At 70.9% G+C, this 18964-nt stretch carries 16 protein-coding genes and 2 pseudogenes; 11 read left to right on the top strand and 7 right to left on the bottom strand.

What is annotated here, in order from left to right:
• Positions 1-177: 177 nt before the first annotated feature.
• On the top strand, positions 178-996 hold the full coding sequence (locus FHS34_RS24680; RefSeq protein WP_225817724.1) for an SGNH/GDSL hydrolase family protein: 819 nt from the start codon (positions 178-180) through the stop codon (positions 994-996).
• Between the two features lie 61 nt (positions 997-1057).
• Here FHS34_RS24680 and FHS34_RS24675 read toward each other — a convergent pair whose 3' ends face one another.
• On the bottom strand, positions 1058-1678 hold the full coding sequence (locus tag FHS34_RS24675; protein ID WP_184969093.1) for a TetR/AcrR family transcriptional regulator: 621 nt from the start codon (positions 1676-1678) through the stop codon (positions 1058-1060).
• A gap of 49 nt (positions 1679-1727) precedes the next feature.
• Positions 1728-2906, bottom strand: a complete 1179-nt coding sequence (locus FHS34_RS24670; RefSeq protein WP_184969091.1) for a Glu/Leu/Phe/Val dehydrogenase dimerization domain-containing protein — start codon at positions 2904-2906, stop codon at positions 1728-1730.
• Between the two features lie 187 nt (positions 2907-3093).
• Between FHS34_RS24670 and FHS34_RS24665 the strand changes: the two genes are divergently transcribed.
• The gene (locus FHS34_RS24665; protein ID WP_184969089.1) at positions 3094-4278 is read left to right on the top strand and encodes an MBL fold metallo-hydrolase; all 1185 of its coding nucleotides are present in this window, start codon (positions 3094-3096) and stop codon (positions 4276-4278) included.
• Between the two features lie 677 nt (positions 4279-4955).
• Here the strand turns inward: FHS34_RS24665 and FHS34_RS24660 are convergent.
• From FHS34_RS24660 to FHS34_RS24635, 5 genes and pseudogenes are all read right to left on the bottom strand, one after another.
• Positions 4956-5675 (bottom strand): hypothetical protein, encoded by a 720-nt coding sequence (locus FHS34_RS24660; RefSeq protein ID WP_184969087.1) that lies wholly within the window; start codon positions 5673-5675, stop codon positions 4956-4958.
• 240 nt (positions 5676-5915) lie between these two features.
• Positions 5916-6473, bottom strand: a complete 558-nt coding sequence (locus FHS34_RS24655) for a DUF4145 domain-containing protein (protein WP_184969085.1) — start codon at positions 6471-6473, stop codon at positions 5916-5918.
• 1666 nt (positions 6474-8139) lie between these two features.
• Positions 8140-8506 (bottom strand): annotated as a pseudogene (locus FHS34_RS24645) (helix-turn-helix domain-containing protein); the annotation flags it as partial.
• A 140-nt stretch (positions 8507-8646) separates the two neighbouring features.
• Complete coding sequence (locus FHS34_RS24640; RefSeq protein WP_184969083.1) at positions 8647-8913, bottom strand: VOC family protein; 267 nt, start codon at positions 8911-8913, stop codon at positions 8647-8649.
• A 12-nt stretch (positions 8914-8925) separates the two neighbouring features.
• Entirely contained in the window at positions 8926-9450 is a 525-nt protein-coding gene (locus tag FHS34_RS24635) for a hypothetical protein (protein ID WP_221509410.1), read from the bottom strand.
• Between the two features lie 86 nt (positions 9451-9536).
• Between FHS34_RS24635 and FHS34_RS24630 the strand changes: the two are divergent.
• From FHS34_RS24630 to FHS34_RS24590, 9 genes and pseudogenes are all read left to right on the top strand, one after another.
• A pseudogene (locus FHS34_RS24630) lies at positions 9537-9743 on the top strand (transposase family protein); the annotation flags it as partial.
• 1088 nt (positions 9744-10831) lie between these two features.
• On the top strand, positions 10832-13399 hold the full coding sequence (locus FHS34_RS24625; RefSeq protein ID WP_372478614.1) for an ATP-binding protein: 2568 nt from the start codon (positions 10832-10834) through the stop codon (positions 13397-13399).
• Positions 13400-13476: 77 nt separating this feature from the next.
• On the top strand, positions 13477-13911 hold the full coding sequence (locus tag FHS34_RS24620; protein ID WP_184969080.1) for a roadblock/LC7 domain-containing protein: 435 nt from the start codon (positions 13477-13479) through the stop codon (positions 13909-13911).
• Between the two features lie 2 nt (positions 13912-13913).
• Positions 13914-14285: a DUF742 domain-containing protein gene (locus FHS34_RS24615; protein WP_184969078.1), complete on the top strand. Its 372-nt coding sequence runs from the start codon at positions 13914-13916 to the stop codon at positions 14283-14285.
• A complete protein-coding gene (locus FHS34_RS24610) occupies positions 14263-14862 on the top strand; it encodes a GTP-binding protein (RefSeq protein WP_184969076.1) in 600 nt (199 codons plus the stop codon). Before FHS34_RS24615 ends, FHS34_RS24610 begins: the two co-directional genes overlap by 23 nt.
• 61 nt (positions 14863-14923) lie before the next feature.
• A complete protein-coding gene (locus FHS34_RS24605) occupies positions 14924-15499 on the top strand; it encodes a GAF domain-containing protein (RefSeq protein WP_184969074.1) in 576 nt (191 codons plus the stop codon).
• 224 nt (positions 15500-15723) lie between these two features.
• The gene (gene tdh, locus FHS34_RS24600; protein ID WP_184969072.1) at positions 15724-16752 is read left to right on the top strand and encodes an L-threonine 3-dehydrogenase; all 1029 of its coding nucleotides are present in this window, start codon (positions 15724-15726) and stop codon (positions 16750-16752) included.
• Between the two features lie 68 nt (positions 16753-16820).
• Entirely contained in the window at positions 16821-18014 is a 1194-nt protein-coding gene (locus FHS34_RS24595) for a glycine C-acetyltransferase (protein WP_184969070.1), read from the top strand.
• A 31-nt stretch (positions 18015-18045) separates the two neighbouring features.
• On the top strand, positions 18046-18948 hold the full coding sequence (locus FHS34_RS24590) for a LysR family transcriptional regulator (RefSeq protein ID WP_184969068.1): 903 nt from the start codon (positions 18046-18048) through the stop codon (positions 18946-18948).
• Positions 18949-18964 lie beyond the last annotated feature (16 nt).

Raw genomic sequence — 18964 nt, 5'->3', positions numbered from 1 at the left:
CGCCGAAGGCCGGACCCCCGATCCCCGGGTCCGGCCTTCGTCGCGCCTGGCCCCAACAGCCCCGTGAGCACCCCTATTCCTGATATCGCAAACTCTTTAAGGGTGTCTCATCTCACCGTTCGTCAACCCCTGCCTACGGTCGCGTAGGTCACATCCGAAGGTGAATCATGGTCCGACGTGGCAGACGATTCGAAGAGTGACATCAGATCAGAGATCGGGTCGTACGTGGCGGTGGGGGACAGCTTCACCGAGGGCGTCGGCGACCTTGGGCCCGACGGGGCGTTCGTGGGCTGGGCCGACCGGTTCGCGGTGCTGCTCGCCGACCGGCGCCCCGAGGGCGACTTCCAGTACACCAACCTCGCGGTACGCGGGAAACTGCTGGACCAGATCATGGCCGACCAGCTCCCGCAGGCCGTCGACCTGGCCCCGGACCTGGTCTCCTTCTGCGCGGGCGGCAACGACATCATCCGCCCGGGCACCGACCCCGACGAGGTGGCCGAGCGCTTCGAGCGCGCCGTGGCCCAGCTGACCGAGGTCGCCGGCACCGTGCTGGTGACGACCGGCTTCGACACCCGTGGCGTCCCCGTGCTCAAGCACCTGCGCGGCAAGATCGCCACCTACAACGGGCACGTCCGGGCCATCGCCGACCGGTACGGCTGCCCCGTGCTCGACCTGTGGTCCCTGAAGTCCGTGCAGGACCGCAGGGCCTGGGACAGCGACCGGCTGCACCTCTCGCCCGAGGGGCACACGCGCGTGGCGCTGCGGGCCGGACAGGCCCTCGGCCTGGACGTCCCGGCCGACCCGGAGCAGCCGTGGCCGCCGCTGCCGCCCCGGGGCACCCTGGAGGTCCGCCGTGACGACGTCCAGTGGGCGCGCGAATTCCTCGTCCCCTGGATCGGGCGGCGGCTGCGCGGCGAGTCCTCCGGCGACCACGTGACCGCCAAGGGCGCGCTGTCGCCGGACGACATCAAGATGCGCATCGCCTCCGTGGCCTGACACCGCGGGGACGCGCCGGGCCGCCCCGCACCCCTGGTGCGGGGCGGCCCGGCGCGCATGCTCACCGCTCTCGGTCGGTCAACGCCTGCCGTTCCAGGCCCAGTTCCCGGGCGAGGGCGTCGTCCACCCACTCCTGCGCCCGGGACCGCGCCACCGCGCCCGGGTACGACGTCAGCTGCACCGCCAGCCCGTCCAGCAGCGCCGTCAGCCGCAGCGCCGTACCGGCCGGGTCCGGGCACACGAACTCGCCGGCCGTCACGCCCTCGGCGATGACCTCGGTGATCGCCGCCTTCCACTGCCTGTCCAGGTCCCGGCTGACCTCCCGCAGGGCCGGCTCGCGCAGGGCCACGGCCCAGCCCTCGATCCACAGCCGCCAGCCCTTCGCCTGGCCGGTCGGCGCGTACCAGCGCACCGCGGCCCGCAGCCGGCGCAGCGCGGTGGTCCGCCGGCCCAGCAGCTTGCGCAGGTGCGCGAGGTCACCCTCGGCCGCATACGTGAACGCTGCGGCGACCAGCCTCTCCTTCGTGGAGAAGTGGTACAGCACCAGCGCGTTGCTCACACCGAGCGCCGCGGCCACGTCGGCGATCCTGACCGCCGCCACGCCCCGCTCCTCGATCTGCCCGATGGCAGCCCGCAGCAGTTCCTCCCGCCGCTCCGCCACGCTCAACCGCACTCTCGCCACGCGGTCACACTAGTCGCTGATCCCGCTGCCGCCGAAGCCGCCGGATCCGTCAGCGATACCAGCCGAAGCGCTCCGCGATCACCGGCAGCCGGTCGCTCACGAGGGCGTGCGCCGCCGCGCGCGGGGTCGTCCCGTCGGTCTCCGCACGGTCGAGCATCAGGCCGACCAGGTCGCGCATCGAACGGCGGACACGCGCGAACGCCTCGTCGGCGTCCGCCCCGATGTCGCCGAACAGGGTCCACCACCACCACGCGTTCGTCCCGGAATTGACCACCACGTCCGGCAGCACCGTCACCCCGCGGGCGGCCAGCAGCGCCTCCGCCTCCGGTACGACGGGCATGTTGGCGGCCTCCACGATCCAGCGCGCCCGGACCAGTTCCTGGCCGGCGCCGTCGACCGCGTACGACACGGCGGCCGGCACCAGCACCTCCGCCTCCGTGGCCAGCCACGCGTCGCCGGGCAGTTCCCGGTCCTCGGGGCGCAGCGCGCCGCGGTCGACGGTGCCGTGACCGTCCCGGGCCCTCAGCAGCGCCTCCACGTCCAGCCCCGCCGGGTTGGCGATCGTGCCCTTGAGGTCGGCGACGGCCACCACCGTCAGGCCCGCCCGGGCGAGGAAGCGCGCGGTGGCCCCGCCCATCGTGCCGAGACCCTGCACGGCGACCCGGGTGCCCGGGTACGGCACCGCCGCCCGGTCCAGGACCGCCAGCACCGACTCGGCCACCCCGCAGCCGCCGGCCAGTTCACCCAGGCCGATGCCGTCCACCTCCACCGCGAAGGCGTCCGCGAGCCGCTTCCGGGCCGCCGACTCGTCGTCCAGCAGCGGATACACCGCCTGGATGGACGAGACCAGACCCGCCTCCGCCGCCGCGCGGTCCACCAGGTCCTGGCTGAGGCCCAGATCCTCACCGGTGGCCCAGCAGCTCTCGACGTAGGGCCGCATGGCCCGCAGATAGCGGACCAGGAGCCCGTACGACTCCGGGTCCCGCGGATCGCAGTCGATGCCGCCCTTGGCGCCGCCGAGGGGGAGATAGCGGCCCTCGGGGTCGTAGTGCAGGGCCTCCTTCATCGTCATGCCGCGGGCGAGCCCCGCCACCTCCTCCAGCGTGCAGCCCGGCCGCATCCGTAGCCCGCCGCTGGCCACGCCGCGCACCAGCCGGTCCACGACCAGGAAGCCCCGGCGGCCGGTGACGTGGTCGGTCCAGACGAGCGACATCAGGGGGGTGGTCATGGGGTCTCCGGGGGAGCGGGGGCGACGAGGGGGGCTTACTGAATAGCGAGTCAGTATCCGGAGGTGGTCCGGACCCTGTCAACGCGCTGAACGGATCTCCGGTGACCGGGAGCGGACCCCGCCGTGCCGGGACTTCCGGAGGGGCCGACCATAATGGAGGGCCTCGCCCACTCCACCAGGAGGTACCGTGACCGGTTTGCGTTCTCCGAGCTCCGGGCTGCGCGCGCTGCGGCCCGCCGCGTTCGGCGCGGACCCGGGCGGTGAGCGCCTGGCACGTATCCGCCGCTCGCCGCACTTCAAGGACGGTGTCTTCCAGAACCCCGGCGGCCCGGCACGCACCCGGCCGTCCGGCTCCACGCTCGATCTCGCCAAGGTGTTCCTCGACAAGGACACCCGGCCGCTGCGCGCTCCCAGGGGCACCGTCCCGGTGCACCCCACGACCTTCGCCGACCTGGCCGAGCCGCCCGCCACCGGACTGCGGCTCACCTGGATGGGCCACTCCAGCGTGCTCGCCGAGATCGACGGTCACCGGGTGCTGTTCGACCCCGTCTGGGGCGAGCGCTGCTCCCCGTTCCCCTTCGCCGGGCCCAAGCGGCTGCATCCGGTGCCGCTGCCGCTGGCCGCGCTCGGCCCGGTCGACGTGGTCGTCATCTCCCACGACCACTACGACCACCTGGACCTGCCCACCATCAGGGCGCTGGCCGGCACCGACACCCTGTTCGCCGTGCCGCTCGGCGTCGGCGCGCACCTCGAACACTGGGGTGTATCGGCGGACCGGCTGCGCGAGCTGGACTGGCACGAGTCCGCCAAGGTCGGCGGACTCACCCTCACCGCCACTCCGGCCCGCCACTTCTGCGGCCGGGGCCTGCGCAACACCCAGCACACCCTGTGGGCGTCCTGGGTCGTCGCCGGCGAGGAGCACCGCATCTACCACAGCGGCGACACCGGCTACTTCGGCGGCTTCGAGGAGATCGGCGCCGCCCACGGCCCGTTCGACGCGACGATGATCCAGATCGGTGCGTACAGCGAGTTCTGGACCGACATCCACATGACCCCCGAGGAGGGCCTGCGCGCCCACCTCGACCTCCAGGGCGGAGCGCCGCACGGCGCGCTGCTGCCGATCCACTGGGGCACCTTCAACCTCGCCCCGCATCCCTGGGCCGAGCCGGGGGACTGGACCAAGGAGGCCGCCGAGGAGGCCGGCCAGGCGGTCGCCCTGCCCCGGCCCGGCGAGCCCTTCGAGCCGGCGGGCAAGCTGCCGGCCGAGGCGTGGTGGCGTGGCGTGTCGGGCGACGTGCGGCGCACCTGGCGCTCGGTCGGAGCGTTCGTGGCCGAGCCGCCCGCACGCGGCGCCGGCGACCGCACGCACTGATTCCCGGCGCGGTCAGCTCCTTGAACCACGCCCCCCCCGCGGTGGCCGCGGGGGGGGCGTACCGGCCCCGGCCTCCGCCGGATCTCGTCCTCGGCCGTGCCGAATTCGTCATCGGCCGTGCCGAGTCCGGGCCCTGCCGGGCCCGGCAGCGGCTCTGCCGGGTCTGGCAGGGAAGCGGACGACGTCGGGGTCGGCGTTGGCGCCGGGCCGCTGGACGAGGAAGAGGGTGTTGAGTCCGTGTGGCGCCGCGACCAGCTCGCATTCCTCCTCGGCCAGGGGGTGGAGGACAGGGCCCGGCCCCTTGGCCGCCGGTTGGTGATCATCAGGTCGCGCCGGCTCCTGGATGGCTTCCGCTCCTCTCGCTCCGAGGCGGTGCCAGACGAGTCACCGGGAAGCCGTCGAGCGCGCGGCGCAGCGAGATTCGTTCCAGCGCGGCGGATTCCGAAGTTGGCTCCCGAACGGCTCCCAAGATCGGGATCAGACACCGCTTACCTCGACTCGGAATCGACAGGTTTCGGCCGCAGCCGGTTCACCTGGCTACAGACCTCGGAGAGCTTCGCAGAGATCGTCGTACGCGCTCCAGCAGTCGAGGTTCTCAGCCTGGGATGCTGCGGCCAGTTCGTTCCCCGCTCGATCCGGTGTGGTTGGGGTGCGGCCGTTGAGACATGGCGACGAGGTCAGTGCTCGCGACGGCCGCACTCGGCTGGGCAGAGGGTAGAGCTCGGCAGGGGCTCGGACGGCGTCTGCCCAAGTCGGATGCACGCGGCGCCCGAGGCGTCGGCGGTCAACGCGTCGATCCACACGGCGGTTGCAGGTCGCTCGGGAAGGGGGCTGTGCAGCTCGGCCTCGACGGGTGCTCCGAAGGGTGTGCCTTCGAGAGTGGCGAGGGCGGTCAGTGTGCCGCCCGAGTGGAGCTCCGTTTCCTCGATGGTCATCCACCAGTGAAGCTCTGCCTCTGCCAGGATCTGCCTGCCGTACTTCCCGTGGGCGAGAAGGGCGCTGCGACGGCCGCGGATGTGGCGTGCGATGGCGCAGCAGAGCGGGACGTCGGTGCCGTAGGAAGTGTCCACCCGGTTGTAGCCGGCGATCGGGAAGTAGCCCAGAGCGTCTGCCAGGAGCCCCAGGGCTGCCTCCTTGATGCGCGGCCGCCGGCCGTGCTCGACGAGGTCCAGCAGGATGGGGGTGGCAGCGTAGGCCGCCGGAAACACCATGGCAGCGTGGCCGCAGACGAAGCCGCGACCGGCGAGGCCGGCTGCCGCGTCACCTGTCTCATTGGCGGTGGTGGACACTGTCAGCAGCCGGAGGGCGTGAGCGACGCCCTCCGGATCGTCCCACTGATTCCGCGTCGGGTTGGGTATGGCCGACCAGTTCACGGCGTCGATGGCGTCAAGTGACACCCTCGCATTCTGCCGGAGCGTGTGACGGACATGGGAAGGGCGGCCCGGCAATCCAGTGACCCGGCGGCCCGAACCATGATCGGTTCGGGGCCCTTGCTCCGGCTTGGGTGTGGCCTCGACCTGGGCCGGCGCCCTCTTACCTGGTGTGATGGTTAGCAGGCATCTACTGATGTCCGTCGCTGTACGTCGGCGTTGTCCGCAGTCAGAGGCTCAAGCAACCCGGGGATGCTTGATTCAACTCTAGGGCGAGGGCTTTCGGCGCTGTACGAACTCGTCGTAGCGAATCGTCAGCACGTATATGTAGTCGAGCAGGGCCTCGCAGAGAGCGAGAGCATCGGCAGCGTCCTCGCGGTCAACGTCTTGCCCGGTGAAGTGGGCACCCTGATTGCCCAGGACCCTCAACGCTTGTGCCCAGTCAAAGAGGCGGCCCTCGATCTTTCCGGCGTCGCGGAGTTCTTGCAGGGCTCTCATGAGTACCTTCGCTGTTACGCCCTGATCAGCGCAGACGCCCTCAAGTGTCCGGCGAACCATGGCTGCTGCAGCTGTGTAGGCCCCGGCGGAGTAGCAGGTTCTGGCCTCTTCGTAGGCCCGTTGTAGGGCGCCGGGAATGAGGTGGCTGAGTGTGAAATGCGCCTTTGGCCACAGGGTGCTCAACTGGTACGCATAGTCATTTTCGTCCCTCCCGAACGGAAGCACAACAAAGTCGCCCTCAACGAGCACCCCACGTCTGCACTTGCCGCACTGGACTAGGTACAGCCCCTGAGAAACGGGCGGATCGTTGTCCGCCAGAGCACCCACGACACTGCCCTTCGCTTGCGACTGACAGTGCCCGCAGAAGACAGAGCACTCAGACCCAATCCGGCCGTCACTAACCATGATCCCAGGCTAACTCGCATGCCTGCTTGCCAAGTTGACGCCAGGGCTCCAAGGACGGCGGAGCGGCTTCGGGTGGAGTTTCAAGAACCGGGTCAAGGTCACGGGTTGCCCACCACCGGAGAGGGCGGCACCTCCTCTCGGAGGTCGTTTGTGCCTCAGCCGTCGAAAGCGAGCCGCGATGGCGAGTGCGCTGACCGATCAGGCGCGCGTATGCCTCGCTGCACCCCGACCAGCCTCAGCCACGCTAACGGTCGTCGACCAGAGCGACTCGCGATGGCCGGGCCAAGGGGAGACGCGCAGCGTCGATCGCGCTGCGAAGTACTCAGCTTGGGAAGCTGCCAGCGTTTGGGGCGGTTAAGTTGCGGAACTGGCCGAACGTTCGGACCGAAGCCTCGTCGGGCCCACTGGCTTTCTACCGTGATTCCCCGCTGTTCCCCGCTTGATCTGATGCGCCTGTGGTGCAGGCCGCACGGCGTCGAGATCATGCTCAAGGATGCGTTGTCAGTGGGCATGGCTAAGGTCTCAGACGCGCGGCCGGCTTCCGAGGTGTCCAGCTCCGTAGAGCAGTTGCATCCCCGGTTCTGTCTGGGGGCGGCCCGGGTACGACCCGGGACCTAACCAACGGCCGGGCTTCGTCGATGGCTAAGGAGAGACCTGCCAGCGCCGGCCGCGCACCGAGCAGCGCGCTGCGAAAGCAGACGCACGCTTTTCAACTGTGTTGGTGAGGTGCTGGGCTGAGTGCACGGGCGTTCACCTGCACATGGGTGGCTGGCCGCCAGTGCCAGGACGGCTGCGGGTCTCGCCTGAACGACCGTGACAGGGCTGAACGAGACGGGAACTGAGACGGCTCGGTGTATGGCCGGGCCATCTCGGGGGCGGGGGTGACCTTCAAGTCCGAAGCTCTAGCCGGATCGGTCAGTGACGGTCATTCGGGCCGCTGGGCGGCCCCGGAGGGACGTCACCGTGCGGGGGGTGGTTGTTGGGGTTGCGGTGCCTGGCTGTCCCGCAGGATCCAGACGGGGGTGACCATAAAATGGCACGTGCTGGAATCACTGTTGGCCGGTGATGACGAGGCGACCGTGATAGCTCTGGCTCCGCATGCACGCCCGTGGGTTGCTCCCGGTCTGCCACCCAGTAGGTGCGCCGCTGCGGAGAGGAGGGCCAGCCCGTTCGCACAGGACTGATCGATGCCGCCGATCGGACATGGACCACCCTGCTCTTCCTCACCGCGGACAGCAGCTCACTAGTGGCCTGCGCCGACTGGCCGCTGCCGCTGGACGCCAGGAAGCCACCGCTTTAGACCTCGTTTCTTATGGCTGTCAGAGCAGCATGAGAGCTTCCCGGCATGAGCTACGACCTTGCTGTCCGGGAAGGCGATAGGCCCGCGGATGACAAGACCGCCGGCCGGGTCTTCAGCGACCTGTACGACCGTTACATCGACAGCGAGGTGGAAGAGCCTCCGTCCGAGCGCATCGCGGCCTACGTGGCCGCGCTGCTTGAGCGGTGGTGCGACCTCACCGAGGACGAGGAGGACACCTCGCCATGGTCAACCGGCCCGTTGATCGGCGAGGCCGGTGGGCCGCTGATCTCCGTGCCGGCGGTGCTTGTGGGAGTAGTCGGCCCGGCTGTCGCCGGCCCTGTCGCACTCGGCGAGGGTGCCGTCCACCAGCACGTAGTCGGGGTCGGCTTCGCGCAGCGCACGCAGCAGGCCGGGCGCGCGATCGGCAAGCAGGCCGATCACCGCGGCCGTGTAGGCGTGGGCGGTCCCGACGGAGATACCGAAGCCGGCGGCAAACTGCGCGAGAGTGTCATGCCGGCGCAGGTACACCAGTCCGATCAGAGCGCTGGTGCGGCGGGAGCTTGCAGCGGCGGTCACCCTCGCGGGTGACGATGAGCATGGTGACCCACTCGACCAGGGCATGGGGCAGGTCGGGTGCGGCAGGGTAGGAAACCAATAAGGCTCCCACGCTGGCGAGTTGAGACGTCGAACGCCTCCCTCACCGGCACGGGAGCCTTGTCCGTTGCAGACAACTGCGTCGTCACCCGATCAGTAGGCACGCTGAAAGACCTCAGTGAGACGTTCCAGGATCGGCGCCTACGAATCCTCCGGCGGCCGGACGTAGAACTCGTTCCCCTCGGGATCAGCCATCAGAGCCCATCCCCCTTCGTCCCACTCCAGCACCCGGCCCCCCATAGCGGTCAGCGTCTCGGCCAGTTCCTGGACTGTTCCGACGAGTGGACTGGTGACCGGCCGCATGGACGACACCGGTCCCTGGGAGATCGTCAGGCCGTCCATTCCGGGAACGAGACTCCAGAAACGACGGATGTGTTCCAGATCGACGGCCTCGAACGCGAACTCCATGGGGCTCCTTCGTCAGCAGTCCACGTAGGTGTTGTGCGAGTCCGCGATACCAGGTTCGCTGAAGCGTCCGTGGTACTCGACCTGAAGCGTCACCTGCGTGTTGTACGTCTCCTTGTGGCCATCATGCACGCACTTGAGCGGCTTCGTCGTCACACGGCCGCTGCACTTCGTCCACCCGCTGTTCTTGTGCTTCACCGCGTGCCAGTGCCCGTCATAGGCTTCGAGCCGCTGAAGATCGACTTGGGCCCGGCACTTGTCGGGCGCCGGAGTCGAGCAACCCGTGTAGTGCCCCTGGGCGATCAGTCCCCCGTTGTGAGTGAGCTGGAACGGCTTCTCGCCCTGGAACGTGCACCACGCGTACAGACCAGCATCCTTTACGGTGACCTTGCCCGTGCTCCCGACCGGAGCCGGCGCAGCCGACGCCGTGGTGGCCGACAGCAGCAGGGCCCCCGCCGCGAGAATCGGGACGACAAAACGTGCCTTCACTTTTCCCCTAAGGAAAATCGAACGTGTGTCGTGCCCGCCGTCGATCCTCAAGGGTTCGCTGGAGCCGGACAAGATCTGTGGCGCGATCTTTTCCTTGTTCGTCCGGTTTTGGGCCCCGTGACCTCTACGACAATCCGCCCAAGTGCGACACCCCCAGGCGCCTGCCAGGCCGCGAGCTCACCCCGACCCAGCAAACCGTCAACCGTGCGTTTCCCGCGGCACGGGCACCAGTCGAACGCGGCGTCGCCCGGCTGAAGTCCTGGCGCATCTTCCGCCGATCCCGGTGCAGCCCGAATCGAATGACGTCAATCGCCGCCGCCATCCTCACCCTGGAGCGGCAACGCAGAAAAGCTCAGTCAGTCGCGGGCGAATCTGCTTGCCGAGGTCGGTGGAGGCGACCGATGAGGGGGCTCCGGCGGGCTGGAGACCGTTGATCAGCGTGTGACGGCCACCAACGCCGTGGTGACACTGCAACCCGGTGTCAGGGCCGTTCCGAATGCTGCGGCTGCCTTCGAGCACGCTGCGGGGTAGGTGGCGCGATCACGGCGTCAAGGAGAGAGGCTAGTAGTCCGTGTCAGTGCCCTAGGGCTTCGATACCTGGTGAGGCTGCTGCAAACTGGACTGCGCGACACCCGCATCGACCGGGGATGACCGCTGTGTCTGGCACGGTTGTGGTGACGACAGTCAGCCACGATGGCGGGCGTGCTGGCCGACTGGGCGCGAGTACGCCGCCTACGGCCTCTCGCTCCCGAGTTCCTCTGAGGGATCATCGTAGACCGCGTAGACCCACCGTCGGCCGTGCCCACGTTCCTGCACTCGCCCCCGCCGGGATTCGGCACGTCGTGTTCGCGCTGCCCCGTGCCTGTCCGGGCGACGCCGTCCGGCGGATCGTCGATGCGACCGGGACCCCCGTTCGTGGAACCGGTGCCTGACAGCGGCTCCGTGAGTCTGTTGCGCATCCCGCGGTCGGTCAAGGCCAGAGCAGGCACGCTCTGTGATGAACGTCGTGGTGTGGCGGTGCCGGTGACGGCCTCTCGGGTCGCTGTGACGGCGGGCCGGAAGTGATCGGCGTCGCGTACGCGGTCGCTCGGCGGGGGGAGTGAGGCACGCCGCGGCCGCCCCCCGACGTTCCGTTTGTGACTAGCTTTGATCAGGGAAGATCGACCCTGTCAGGGTTCGGTCGCGTGTCGAGTGCGGGTCATCGGACTTTCGTACGACGCCTCATACCAGAGCGGGACGCTCGCCGGGAGAGTTTGTCAACTGCCCACCGCACGTGATGCGCAGGCAACTACTGTGAGTGTCCGTCGGGCGACACGCGACCGGATCCGGTCCCGCCGGCCGACGCCGCGATGGCGCGCGCCCGCATCGACGCATGCCCGCACCGCGCACCGCACGAGGACACCAGGCCCGACGGACCAGTACGAGGACGCAGATGTCTCACCTCCGAGCACCGGCCGCCCGCGCCGACCGTCGCGAGGGCGGCCGACACGGGCGTCCGGTGACCCGACCCGCTCCCGCACTGCCCGAGACACACATACGGCCCCAGCTCATGCGGCTCGCCGTGCTGCCGCCCCTCGCGGTCGCGCTCAGCGCCACCGCCGCGGTGCTGTTCAGCCTCCGCTCCACCGGCGCACGCACCGGTCCCGTCCTGTGGGCCGTGCTCGCCGGGGCGGTCACCGTGGCCGTCGCCGGCATCCTGATCGCCGCCGTGGCCGCCGAACGCGCCGCCCGCCTGGTCGCCGACCGCGTCGACGACCTCCGCCGCACCGCCGCGCGCGGCGAGGCCGACCTGCACGCACTGGTCGACGCGCTCCGGCAGGGCGAGTCCCCGCCGCAGCGCGGCCCGCGCCGCCGGCCCCCCGCGGACGCCGACGACTTCGAGCTGCTCGCCGCCGACCTGGCCCGCGCGCACGACGGCGCCGTCACCGCCGTCGTGCGGGCCGCCCAGCTCTCCAGCCAGACGGGCAGCGAACAGAAGCTGGAGGTGTTCGTCAACCTCGCGCGCCGGCTGCAGTCCCTCGTGCACCGGGAGATCTCGATCCTCGACGACCTCGAGAACGAGATCGAGGACCCCGACCTGCTCAAGGGCCTGTTCCACGTGGACCACCTGGCCACCCGGATCCGGCGGCACGCCGAGAACCTCGCCGTGCTCGGCGGCGCCGTCTCCCGCCGGCAGTGGAGCAACCCCGTCAGCATGACCGAGGTGCTGCGCTCCGCCATCGCCGAGGTCGAGCAGTACTCCAGGGTCAAGCTGGTGCCGCCCATCGACGGCGAACTGCGTGGCCACTCCGTCGCCGACGTCATCCATCTGCTCGCCGAACTCATCGAGAACGCCACGGTGTTCTCCGCCCCGCACACCCAGGTGCTGCTGCGTGCCACCCTCGTCACCTCCGGGCTCGCCGTGGAGGTGGAGGACCGCGGACTGGGCATGCCCGTCGGCGAACAGAACCGGATGAACGCCCTGCTCGCCGATCCCGACCAGGTCAACGTCGCCAGCCTGCTGGCCGACGGCCGCATCGGTCTCTACGTCGTCTCCCAGCTCGCCCGCCGGCACGGCATCCACGTACGGCTGCAGAGCAACATCTACGGCGGTGTGCAGGCCGTACTCGTCGTGCCCCAGGCGTTGTTGGGCAACGCCCCGGGCGTGCCGGCGACGGAGTCCGGTGCCGCCGTACCTCAGCCCCAGAGGCCACCGCAGCCCCAGACGCCACCGCCGCATCCGGTGGACACCGGTCCGGTGCGGCAGGTCCGGGCGCCCGTGCCGGCTCCCGCGCGGGAAACGCCTCCCCGGGCGGGGAGCGGGGCGGCAGCCCATGGCGGGGCCGGCGTCAATCACGCGACCGGAAGCGGGACTTCGGCCGGAACCGGGAACGGGGCCACGGGCGGGACCGGCTCCGGGGCCACGGGCGGTACCGAGCCCGGGTCGGGCGCCGGAGAGGCACCGGGTACCGGGCGGCGGCGGCACGCGCAGCGCGGGAGCGGGCGGCGCGGGACCGAGAACGGCGTGCGCGGCCGGCATGGAGGTGCCCCGGCCCCGCTTCCCGTGCGCGGCGCCGACGAGTCGCGGCCCACTCCGGCCGACGCCGTGCCCGGTGTCGGCACCCAGGACCGGGCGGTGGTGGAGGCGCATGCCGGCACCCTGCCCACGCCACGGGTCGGACCCGTCCGCGGCACCATGGACAAGCCCCGACTGCCCCGTCGGCGCGCCCAGGAGCACATCGTGCCCCAGCTGCGCGGCGGCCCGGCACCCCGTCAGGGCACCGACACCGTCGCCGGCCACGACCCCGGCCTGATGGCCGCCTTCCAGCGCGGAATCGGACTCGCCGAAGCCCAGCAGAACCTGGATCCGGAACACGAAGAACCGGAGTACGGCACGCCCGCGCACGGCACCCCGGAGTACGGCACGCCCGCGCACGGCACCCCCGCGCACGGCACCCCCGCGCACGGCACCCCCGCGCACGGCACCCCCACGTACCCCGCTTCGTCCTACGAGCACATGGGTTCCACCCACACCGACGCCGGCCACATGGCGGGCGCGTATCGGTCGGGATCTCCCGGACCGGGATCCACCGAGCCGGCGCGCACCCGCCCCGAGCACGGCGGACCGGACCACTTCGGCACCGCTCACGACGGGGCCCAGTACAGCGGTTCGCACTCCCTGGGCCCGGACTCCACGGCCTCCCGCCCCATGGGCAGCCCCGCCATGGGCTCTCAGCCCATGGGCCCCGACCACACGGTCCCGCCTGCCATGGGCCCCGACCACACAGGCTCGGGCCACACAGGCTCGGGCTACACAGTGTCGGGCCGCACGGTCTCGGACCATACGGCCTCGGGACACACCGTTGCGGCCCCTGCAGGTCCGGCCCACATGGTCCCCGACCACACGGCCCCCGAACCCATCGCCTCGACCACCCCCATACCAAAGGCGCACGCTCACGTGCCCGCATCCGACGGCATCCGCGGCACCGGCCGGACCGAGGGGAGCGCCCCGGCCGGATGACCACGACCGCACCCGCACGTCGTACCCCCACCCCCAGCGCTCCCCCAGATCTTCGTACCCCAAGGAGTCGATCCACCATGGCGAGCGACGCGCCGACCGTCCACGCATCCGACCTCGACTGGCTGCTGAGCGGCCTCGTGCAGCGCGTACCCCACACCACCAGCGCGGTGCTCCTGTCCTGCGACGGACTGGTGAAGTCCGTGCACGGCCTCGACATCGACAGCGCCGACCACATGGCGGCCCTGGCGTCCGGCCTGTACTCCCTCGGCCGCAGTGCGGGCGTCCGGTTCGGTGACGGCGGGGACGTCCGCCAGGTCGTCGTCGAACTCGACGCGACCCTGCTCTTCGTCACCACCGCCGGCTCCGGCACCTGCCTCGCCGTGCTGGCCGGCCGCGAGGCCGACGCGGCGGTGCTCGGCTACGAGATGGCCATGCTGGTCAAGAGCGTGCGCCCCTACCTGGTGACCGCCCCACGGCAGCATGCCGTCGACTCCGCGGCGACGAGGACTTGAGCGTGGCCACAGCCGGCGACGGGCCCTGGCTGGACGACGCGGCCGGGCGGCTGGTGCGCCCCTTCACGGTCAGCAACGGCCGCACCAAGCCCAGCATCGCCCTCGACCTGATGTCGCAGGTGATGGCCACCGGCGTCACCCCCCTGGGCTACCTCGGCCCGGAGCACGCGCAGGCACTCGACCTGTGCCGCGCGCCCGTCTCGGTCGCCGAGGCCGCCGCCCAGCTGAAACTCCCCGCGGTGGTCACCAAGGTGCTGCTCTCCGACCTGGTCGACTGCGGGGCGCTGACCACCAAGCCGCCCGCCTACCACCACACGCCCACTGACCGGTCTCTGCTGGAGGCAGTGCTCGATGGACTACGACGACAGCTGTGACCCGTTCCCCACCGCGCTCAAGATCCTGGTCGCGGGCGGGTTCGGGGTCGGCAAGACGACCTTCGTGGGCGCGGTGAGCGAGATCGCGCCGCTCAGCACGGAGGAGCTGCTCACCACGGTCAGCGTCGGCACGGACAGTCTCGACGGCGTCGAGAACAAGATGGAGACCACGGTCGCCATGGACTTCGGCCGGATCACCCTCGATCCGGAACATGTGCTGTACCTGTTCGGCACGCCGGGGCAGGAGCGGTTCTGGTTCATGTGGGACGAGCTGTCCGAGGGCGCGCTCGGCGCCGTGATCCTCGCCGACACCCGCCGGCTGCAGGACTGCTTCGCCGCCGTGGACTTCTTCGAGGAGCGCGGACTCGCCTTCATCGTCGCCGTCAACGAGTTCGACGGCTCCCACCGCTACGACGCCGAGGAGGTGCGCTCCGCCATCGACCTCGACCCGGAGGTCCCGGTGGTGCGCTGCGACGCCCGGATCTCCAGCTCCGGCGTGCAGACCCTGCTCACCCTCGTACGCCACCTCCTCGCCCATTCCCCGGCGCCCACGCCCAGCCATGGCGCCCACATGTGATCCCGACCTACCGCCCACGGAGCCCCTGTATGAGGTATGCCCACAGCGACGGAGCCAGGCCATGAGCTACGAGCCGCCCCGGCCGGTCCGGGGTCTGCTGCTCACCCCCGAGGACAAGGAGGCCCCCGCCCGCGTCCGCCGGCTGCGCCGACTCGGACTGGCGGACCGCCCCGACCCCGTGCTCGACGCCTTCGCCGGCCACCTCGCCCAGGTCACCGGCGCGCACTACGCCATGGTCAACTTCATCGGCGAGGACCACCAGTTCTTCGCGGGCCTGAGCGCCTCCGCCCCCGCGCCGGTGGTGCGCGAGGACGGCAGCCGGGCCGAGATCGGCCGGACGCTGCCGCGCGATCACGGGTTCTGCCCCCATGTGGTGGTGCGCCGCAAGGCACTGGTGCTGGAGGACGTCCGCGACTATCCGCGGTTCGCCGGCAACCCGGTCGTCGACGAGTTCGGCATCCGCTCCTATCTCGGCGCCCCGCTCATCGACAGCTCCGGTATGGCGCTCGGCACCGTGTGCGCCGCCGACACAGCGCCCCGCGCCTGGGGGCGGCCGGGACTGGAGACCATCAAGGCGCTCGCCGCCGACCTCGTCGCACGCATGGAGCGGAGCGCCGAGGACGGCCTGCCCCTGTGACACGAACGGCGGTACCGGCAGCGGCGACGCTGAGCACCGCGGAGGGGCGCGCCGGGCCGGTGGTCACGGGGGCCTGTAGGAAAGCTGAGGCGCCGGTTAAGAAAAGCTCGATGGACCGCGGCTCGCGCATACGGCAGATTGCAGGGTGATTCCACCCCTCTGACCCGGTGCGGGCCCCTTCGGCGTACCCGCGGGCCGGGCCTCATCCCACAGGAGCCGTAGCGTTGAAGGCGCTGGTCAAGGACAAGGCAGAGCCAGGACTGTGGCTGACGGACGTCCCGGAGCCCGCCATCGGCCCCACTGACGTACTGATCAAGGTCATGCGGACCGGTATCTGCGGCACCGACCTGCACATCCGTTCCTGGGACGGCTGGGCCCAGCAGGCGATCCGCACCCCGCTCGTGGTCGGCCACGAGTTCGTCGGACAGGTGGTCGAGGTCGGCCGGGACGTGACCGACATCCGCATCGGCGACCGGGTCAGCGGCGAGGGCCACCTGGTGTGCGGCAAGTGCCGCAACTGCCTGGCCGGCCGCCGCCACCTGTGCCGGGCCACCGTCGGCCTCGGCGTCGGCCGCGACGGCGCGTTCGCCGAGTACGTGGCCCTGCCCGCGTCCAACGTCTGGGTGCACCGGATCCCCGTCGACCTCGACGTCGCCGCGATCTTCGACCCGTTCGGCAACGCCGTGCACACCGCGCTGTCCTTCCCGCTGGTCGGCGAGGACGTCCTGATCACCGGTGCCGGCCCGATCGGTCTGATGGCCGCCGCGGTGGCCCGGCACGCGGGCGCCCGCAACGTCGTCGTCACCGACGTCAGCGAAGAGCGCCTGGAGATCGCCCGCAAGATAGGGGTGAGCCTCGCCCTGAACGTCGCCGAGTCCACCATCGCCGACGGCCAGCGCGAGCTGGGCCTGCGCGAGGGCTTCGACATCGGCCTGGAGATGTCCGGCCGCGGCGAGGCCATGCGGGACATGATCGCCAACATGACGCACGGCGGCCGCATCGCCATGCTCGGCCTGCCCGCGCAGGAGTTCCCCGTCGACTGGGCCCGGATCGTCACCTCGATGATCACCATCAAGGGCATCTACGGCCGTGAGATGTTCGAGACCTGGTACGCGATGTCGGTGCTGCTGGAGGGCGGCCTCGACCTCGCCCCCGTGATCACCGGCCGGTACGACTACCGCGACTTCGAGGCCGCCTTCGCCGACGCCGCGAGCGGAAAGGGCGGCAAGGTCATCCTCGACTGGACCGCGTGAGCGGCGACAGCGCGGACACCGCAGCACGCCCACTCCCTCACCCCGTCAGCACTTTCAGGAGAGCCCCCATGTTCAAGTCCGTCCGAGACGACCTGCGCGCCACCCTGGACGAGATCCGCGCCGCCGGCCTGCACAAGCCCGAGCGGGTCATCGACACCCCGCAGTCCGCGACCGTGAACGTCAGCGCCGGCGGCCGCCCCGGCGAGGTCCTCAACTTCTGCGCCAACAACTACCTCGGCCTCGCCGACCACCCCGAGGTGATCGCCGCCGCCCACGAGGCCCTGGACCGCTGGGGCTACGGCATGGCGTCCGTGCGCTTCATCTGCGGCACCCAGGAGGTGCACAAGGAGCTGGAGGCCCGGCTGTCGGCGTTCCTCGGCCAGGAGGACACGATCCTGTACTCCTCCTGCTTCGACGCCAACGGCGGTGTCTTCGAGACCCTGCTCGGCGAGGAGGACGCGGTCATCTCCGACGCCCTCAACCACGCCTCCATCATCGACGGCATCCGCCTGTCCAAGGCCCGCCGCTTCCGCTACGCCAACCGCGACCTCGCGGACCTGGAGGCCAAGCTCAAGGAGGCGTCCGACGCCCGGCGCCGGCTGATCGTCACCGACGGCGTCTTCTCCATGGACGGCTACGTGGCGCCGCTGCGCGAGATCTGCGACCTCGCCGACCGCTACGACGCCATGGTCATGGTTGACGACTCGCACGCCGTCGGCTTCGTCGGCCCCTCCGGCCGCGGCACCCCCGAGCTGCACGGCGTCATGGACCGCGTCGACATCATCACCGGCACCCTCGGCAAGGCCCTCGGCGGTGCCTCCGGCGGCTACGTCGCCGCCCGCGCCGAGATCGTCGCCCTGCTGCGCCAGCGCTCCCGCCCGTACCTGTTCTCCAACACCCTCGCCCCGGTGATCGCCGCCGCCTCCCTCAAGGTCCTCGACCTGCTGGAGTCCGCCGACGACCTGCGCGTCCGGCTCACCGAGAACACCGCGCTGTTCCGCCGCCGGATGACCGAGGAGGACTTCGACATCCTCCCCGGCGACCACGCCATCGCCCCGGTCATGATCGGCGACGCGTCGAAGGCGGGCCGGATGGCCGAACTGCTCCTGGAGCGCGGGGTCTACGTGATCGGCTTCTCCTACCCGGTCGTCCCGCAGGGCCAGGCCCGCATCCGCGTCCAGCTGTCCGCCGCGCACTCCACGGACGACGTGAACCGCGCGGTCGACGCGTTCGTCGCGGCGCGCGCCGAACTGGAGGCCTGACCAGGGCGGACGCCCTGGGATAATGGAGGGCATGATCGAAGCGCGGCGGCTCCACATCCTCCGTGCGGTGGCCGACCACCGCACGGTCACCGCGGCGGCCGCCGCGCTGTATCTCACCCCCTCCGCCGTCTCCCAGCAGCTGACGGCGCTGGAGCAGGAGACCGGCCACCGCCTGGTCGACCGCGGTGCCAAGGGGGTACGGCTCACCCCGGCCGGCGAGATCCTGCTCAGCCACACCAACGTCGTCCTCGCCCAGCTGGAGCGCGCCGAGGCCGAGCTGGCCGCCTACGGCTCGGGTGAGGCGGGCACGGTCACGGTGGCGGCCTTCGCGACCGGCATCGCCCAGGTCGTGGCCCCGGCCGTGGCCCGGCTCGCCGCCGCGGCGCCCGGCATACGGATCCGGGTCCAGGACGCGGAGGGCGACGCCAGCCTGCCCATGGTGCTGGACCGGCAGGTCGATGTCGCGGTCGCCGTCGAGTACCGGGGCGCCCCCTCGGCCGACGACCCCCGGCTGACCCACGTACCGCTCTACGCCGAGCCGTTCGACGCGGTCGTACCGCTGGACCACCGCCTGGCGGACGCCCCCGAGGTTCCCCTCGCCGAGCTGGCCAAGGATGCCTGGATCGGCCCGTACCCCGGCAACCCCTGCCACGACGTGGTGGTCCTCGCCTGTGAGAGCGCGGGCTTCCAGCCGCGGCTCGAACACTCCTCCGACGACTTCCGTGCCGTCGTCGCCCTCGCCTCGGCCGACGCCGGCGTGGCCCTCGTACCGCGCTCCGCGCTGCGCGGCATGGACCTGGCCGGTGTGGTCGTACGCCCCGTCGACGGCATCGCCCCGACCCGGAGGGTCTTCGCGGCCGTCCGCCGGGGAGCCGAGGGACATCCGCTGATCCGCCCTGTGCTGGAGGCGCTCGGCGAGGCGGCCCGGGCGTGAGGCTTCCGTAACAGGG

This window comes from Streptomyces echinatus, from assembly GCF_014203595.1.
GTDB classification, from domain to species: domain Bacteria; phylum Actinomycetota; class Actinomycetes; order Streptomycetales; family Streptomycetaceae; genus Streptomyces; species Streptomyces echinatus.
The sequence above is the reverse complement of the archived record's forward strand: the minus strand, read 5'-3'. Positions and strand labels throughout refer to the sequence as shown.

Bases quoted from the DNA above. Each gene is read 5' to 3' on its own strand.
- FHS34_RS24640 (WP_184969083.1), bottom strand. From the start codon at position 8,913: ATGGAGTTCGCGTTCGAGGCCGTCGATCTGGAACACATCCGTCGTTTC.
- FHS34_RS24670 (WP_184969091.1), bottom strand. From the start codon at position 2,906: ATGACCACCCCCCTGATGTCGCTCGTCTGGACCGACCACGTCACCGGC.
- FHS34_RS24625 (WP_372478614.1), top strand. From the start codon at position 10,832: ATGTCTCACCTCCGAGCACCGGCCGCCCGCGCCGACCGTCGCGAGGGC.
- FHS34_RS24605 (WP_184969074.1), top strand. From the start codon at position 14,924: ATGAGCTACGAGCCGCCCCGGCCGGTCCGGGGTCTGCTGCTCACCCCC.
- FHS34_RS24590 (WP_184969068.1), top strand. From the start codon at position 18,046: ATGATCGAAGCGCGGCGGCTCCACATCCTCCGTGCGGTGGCCGACCAC.
- FHS34_RS24595 (WP_184969070.1), top strand. From the start codon at position 16,821: ATGTTCAAGTCCGTCCGAGACGACCTGCGCGCCACCCTGGACGAGATC.
- FHS34_RS24620 (WP_184969080.1), top strand. From the start codon at position 13,477: ATGGCGAGCGACGCGCCGACCGTCCACGCATCCGACCTCGACTGGCTG.
- FHS34_RS24610 (WP_184969076.1), top strand. From the start codon at position 14,263: ATGGACTACGACGACAGCTGTGACCCGTTCCCCACCGCGCTCAAGATC.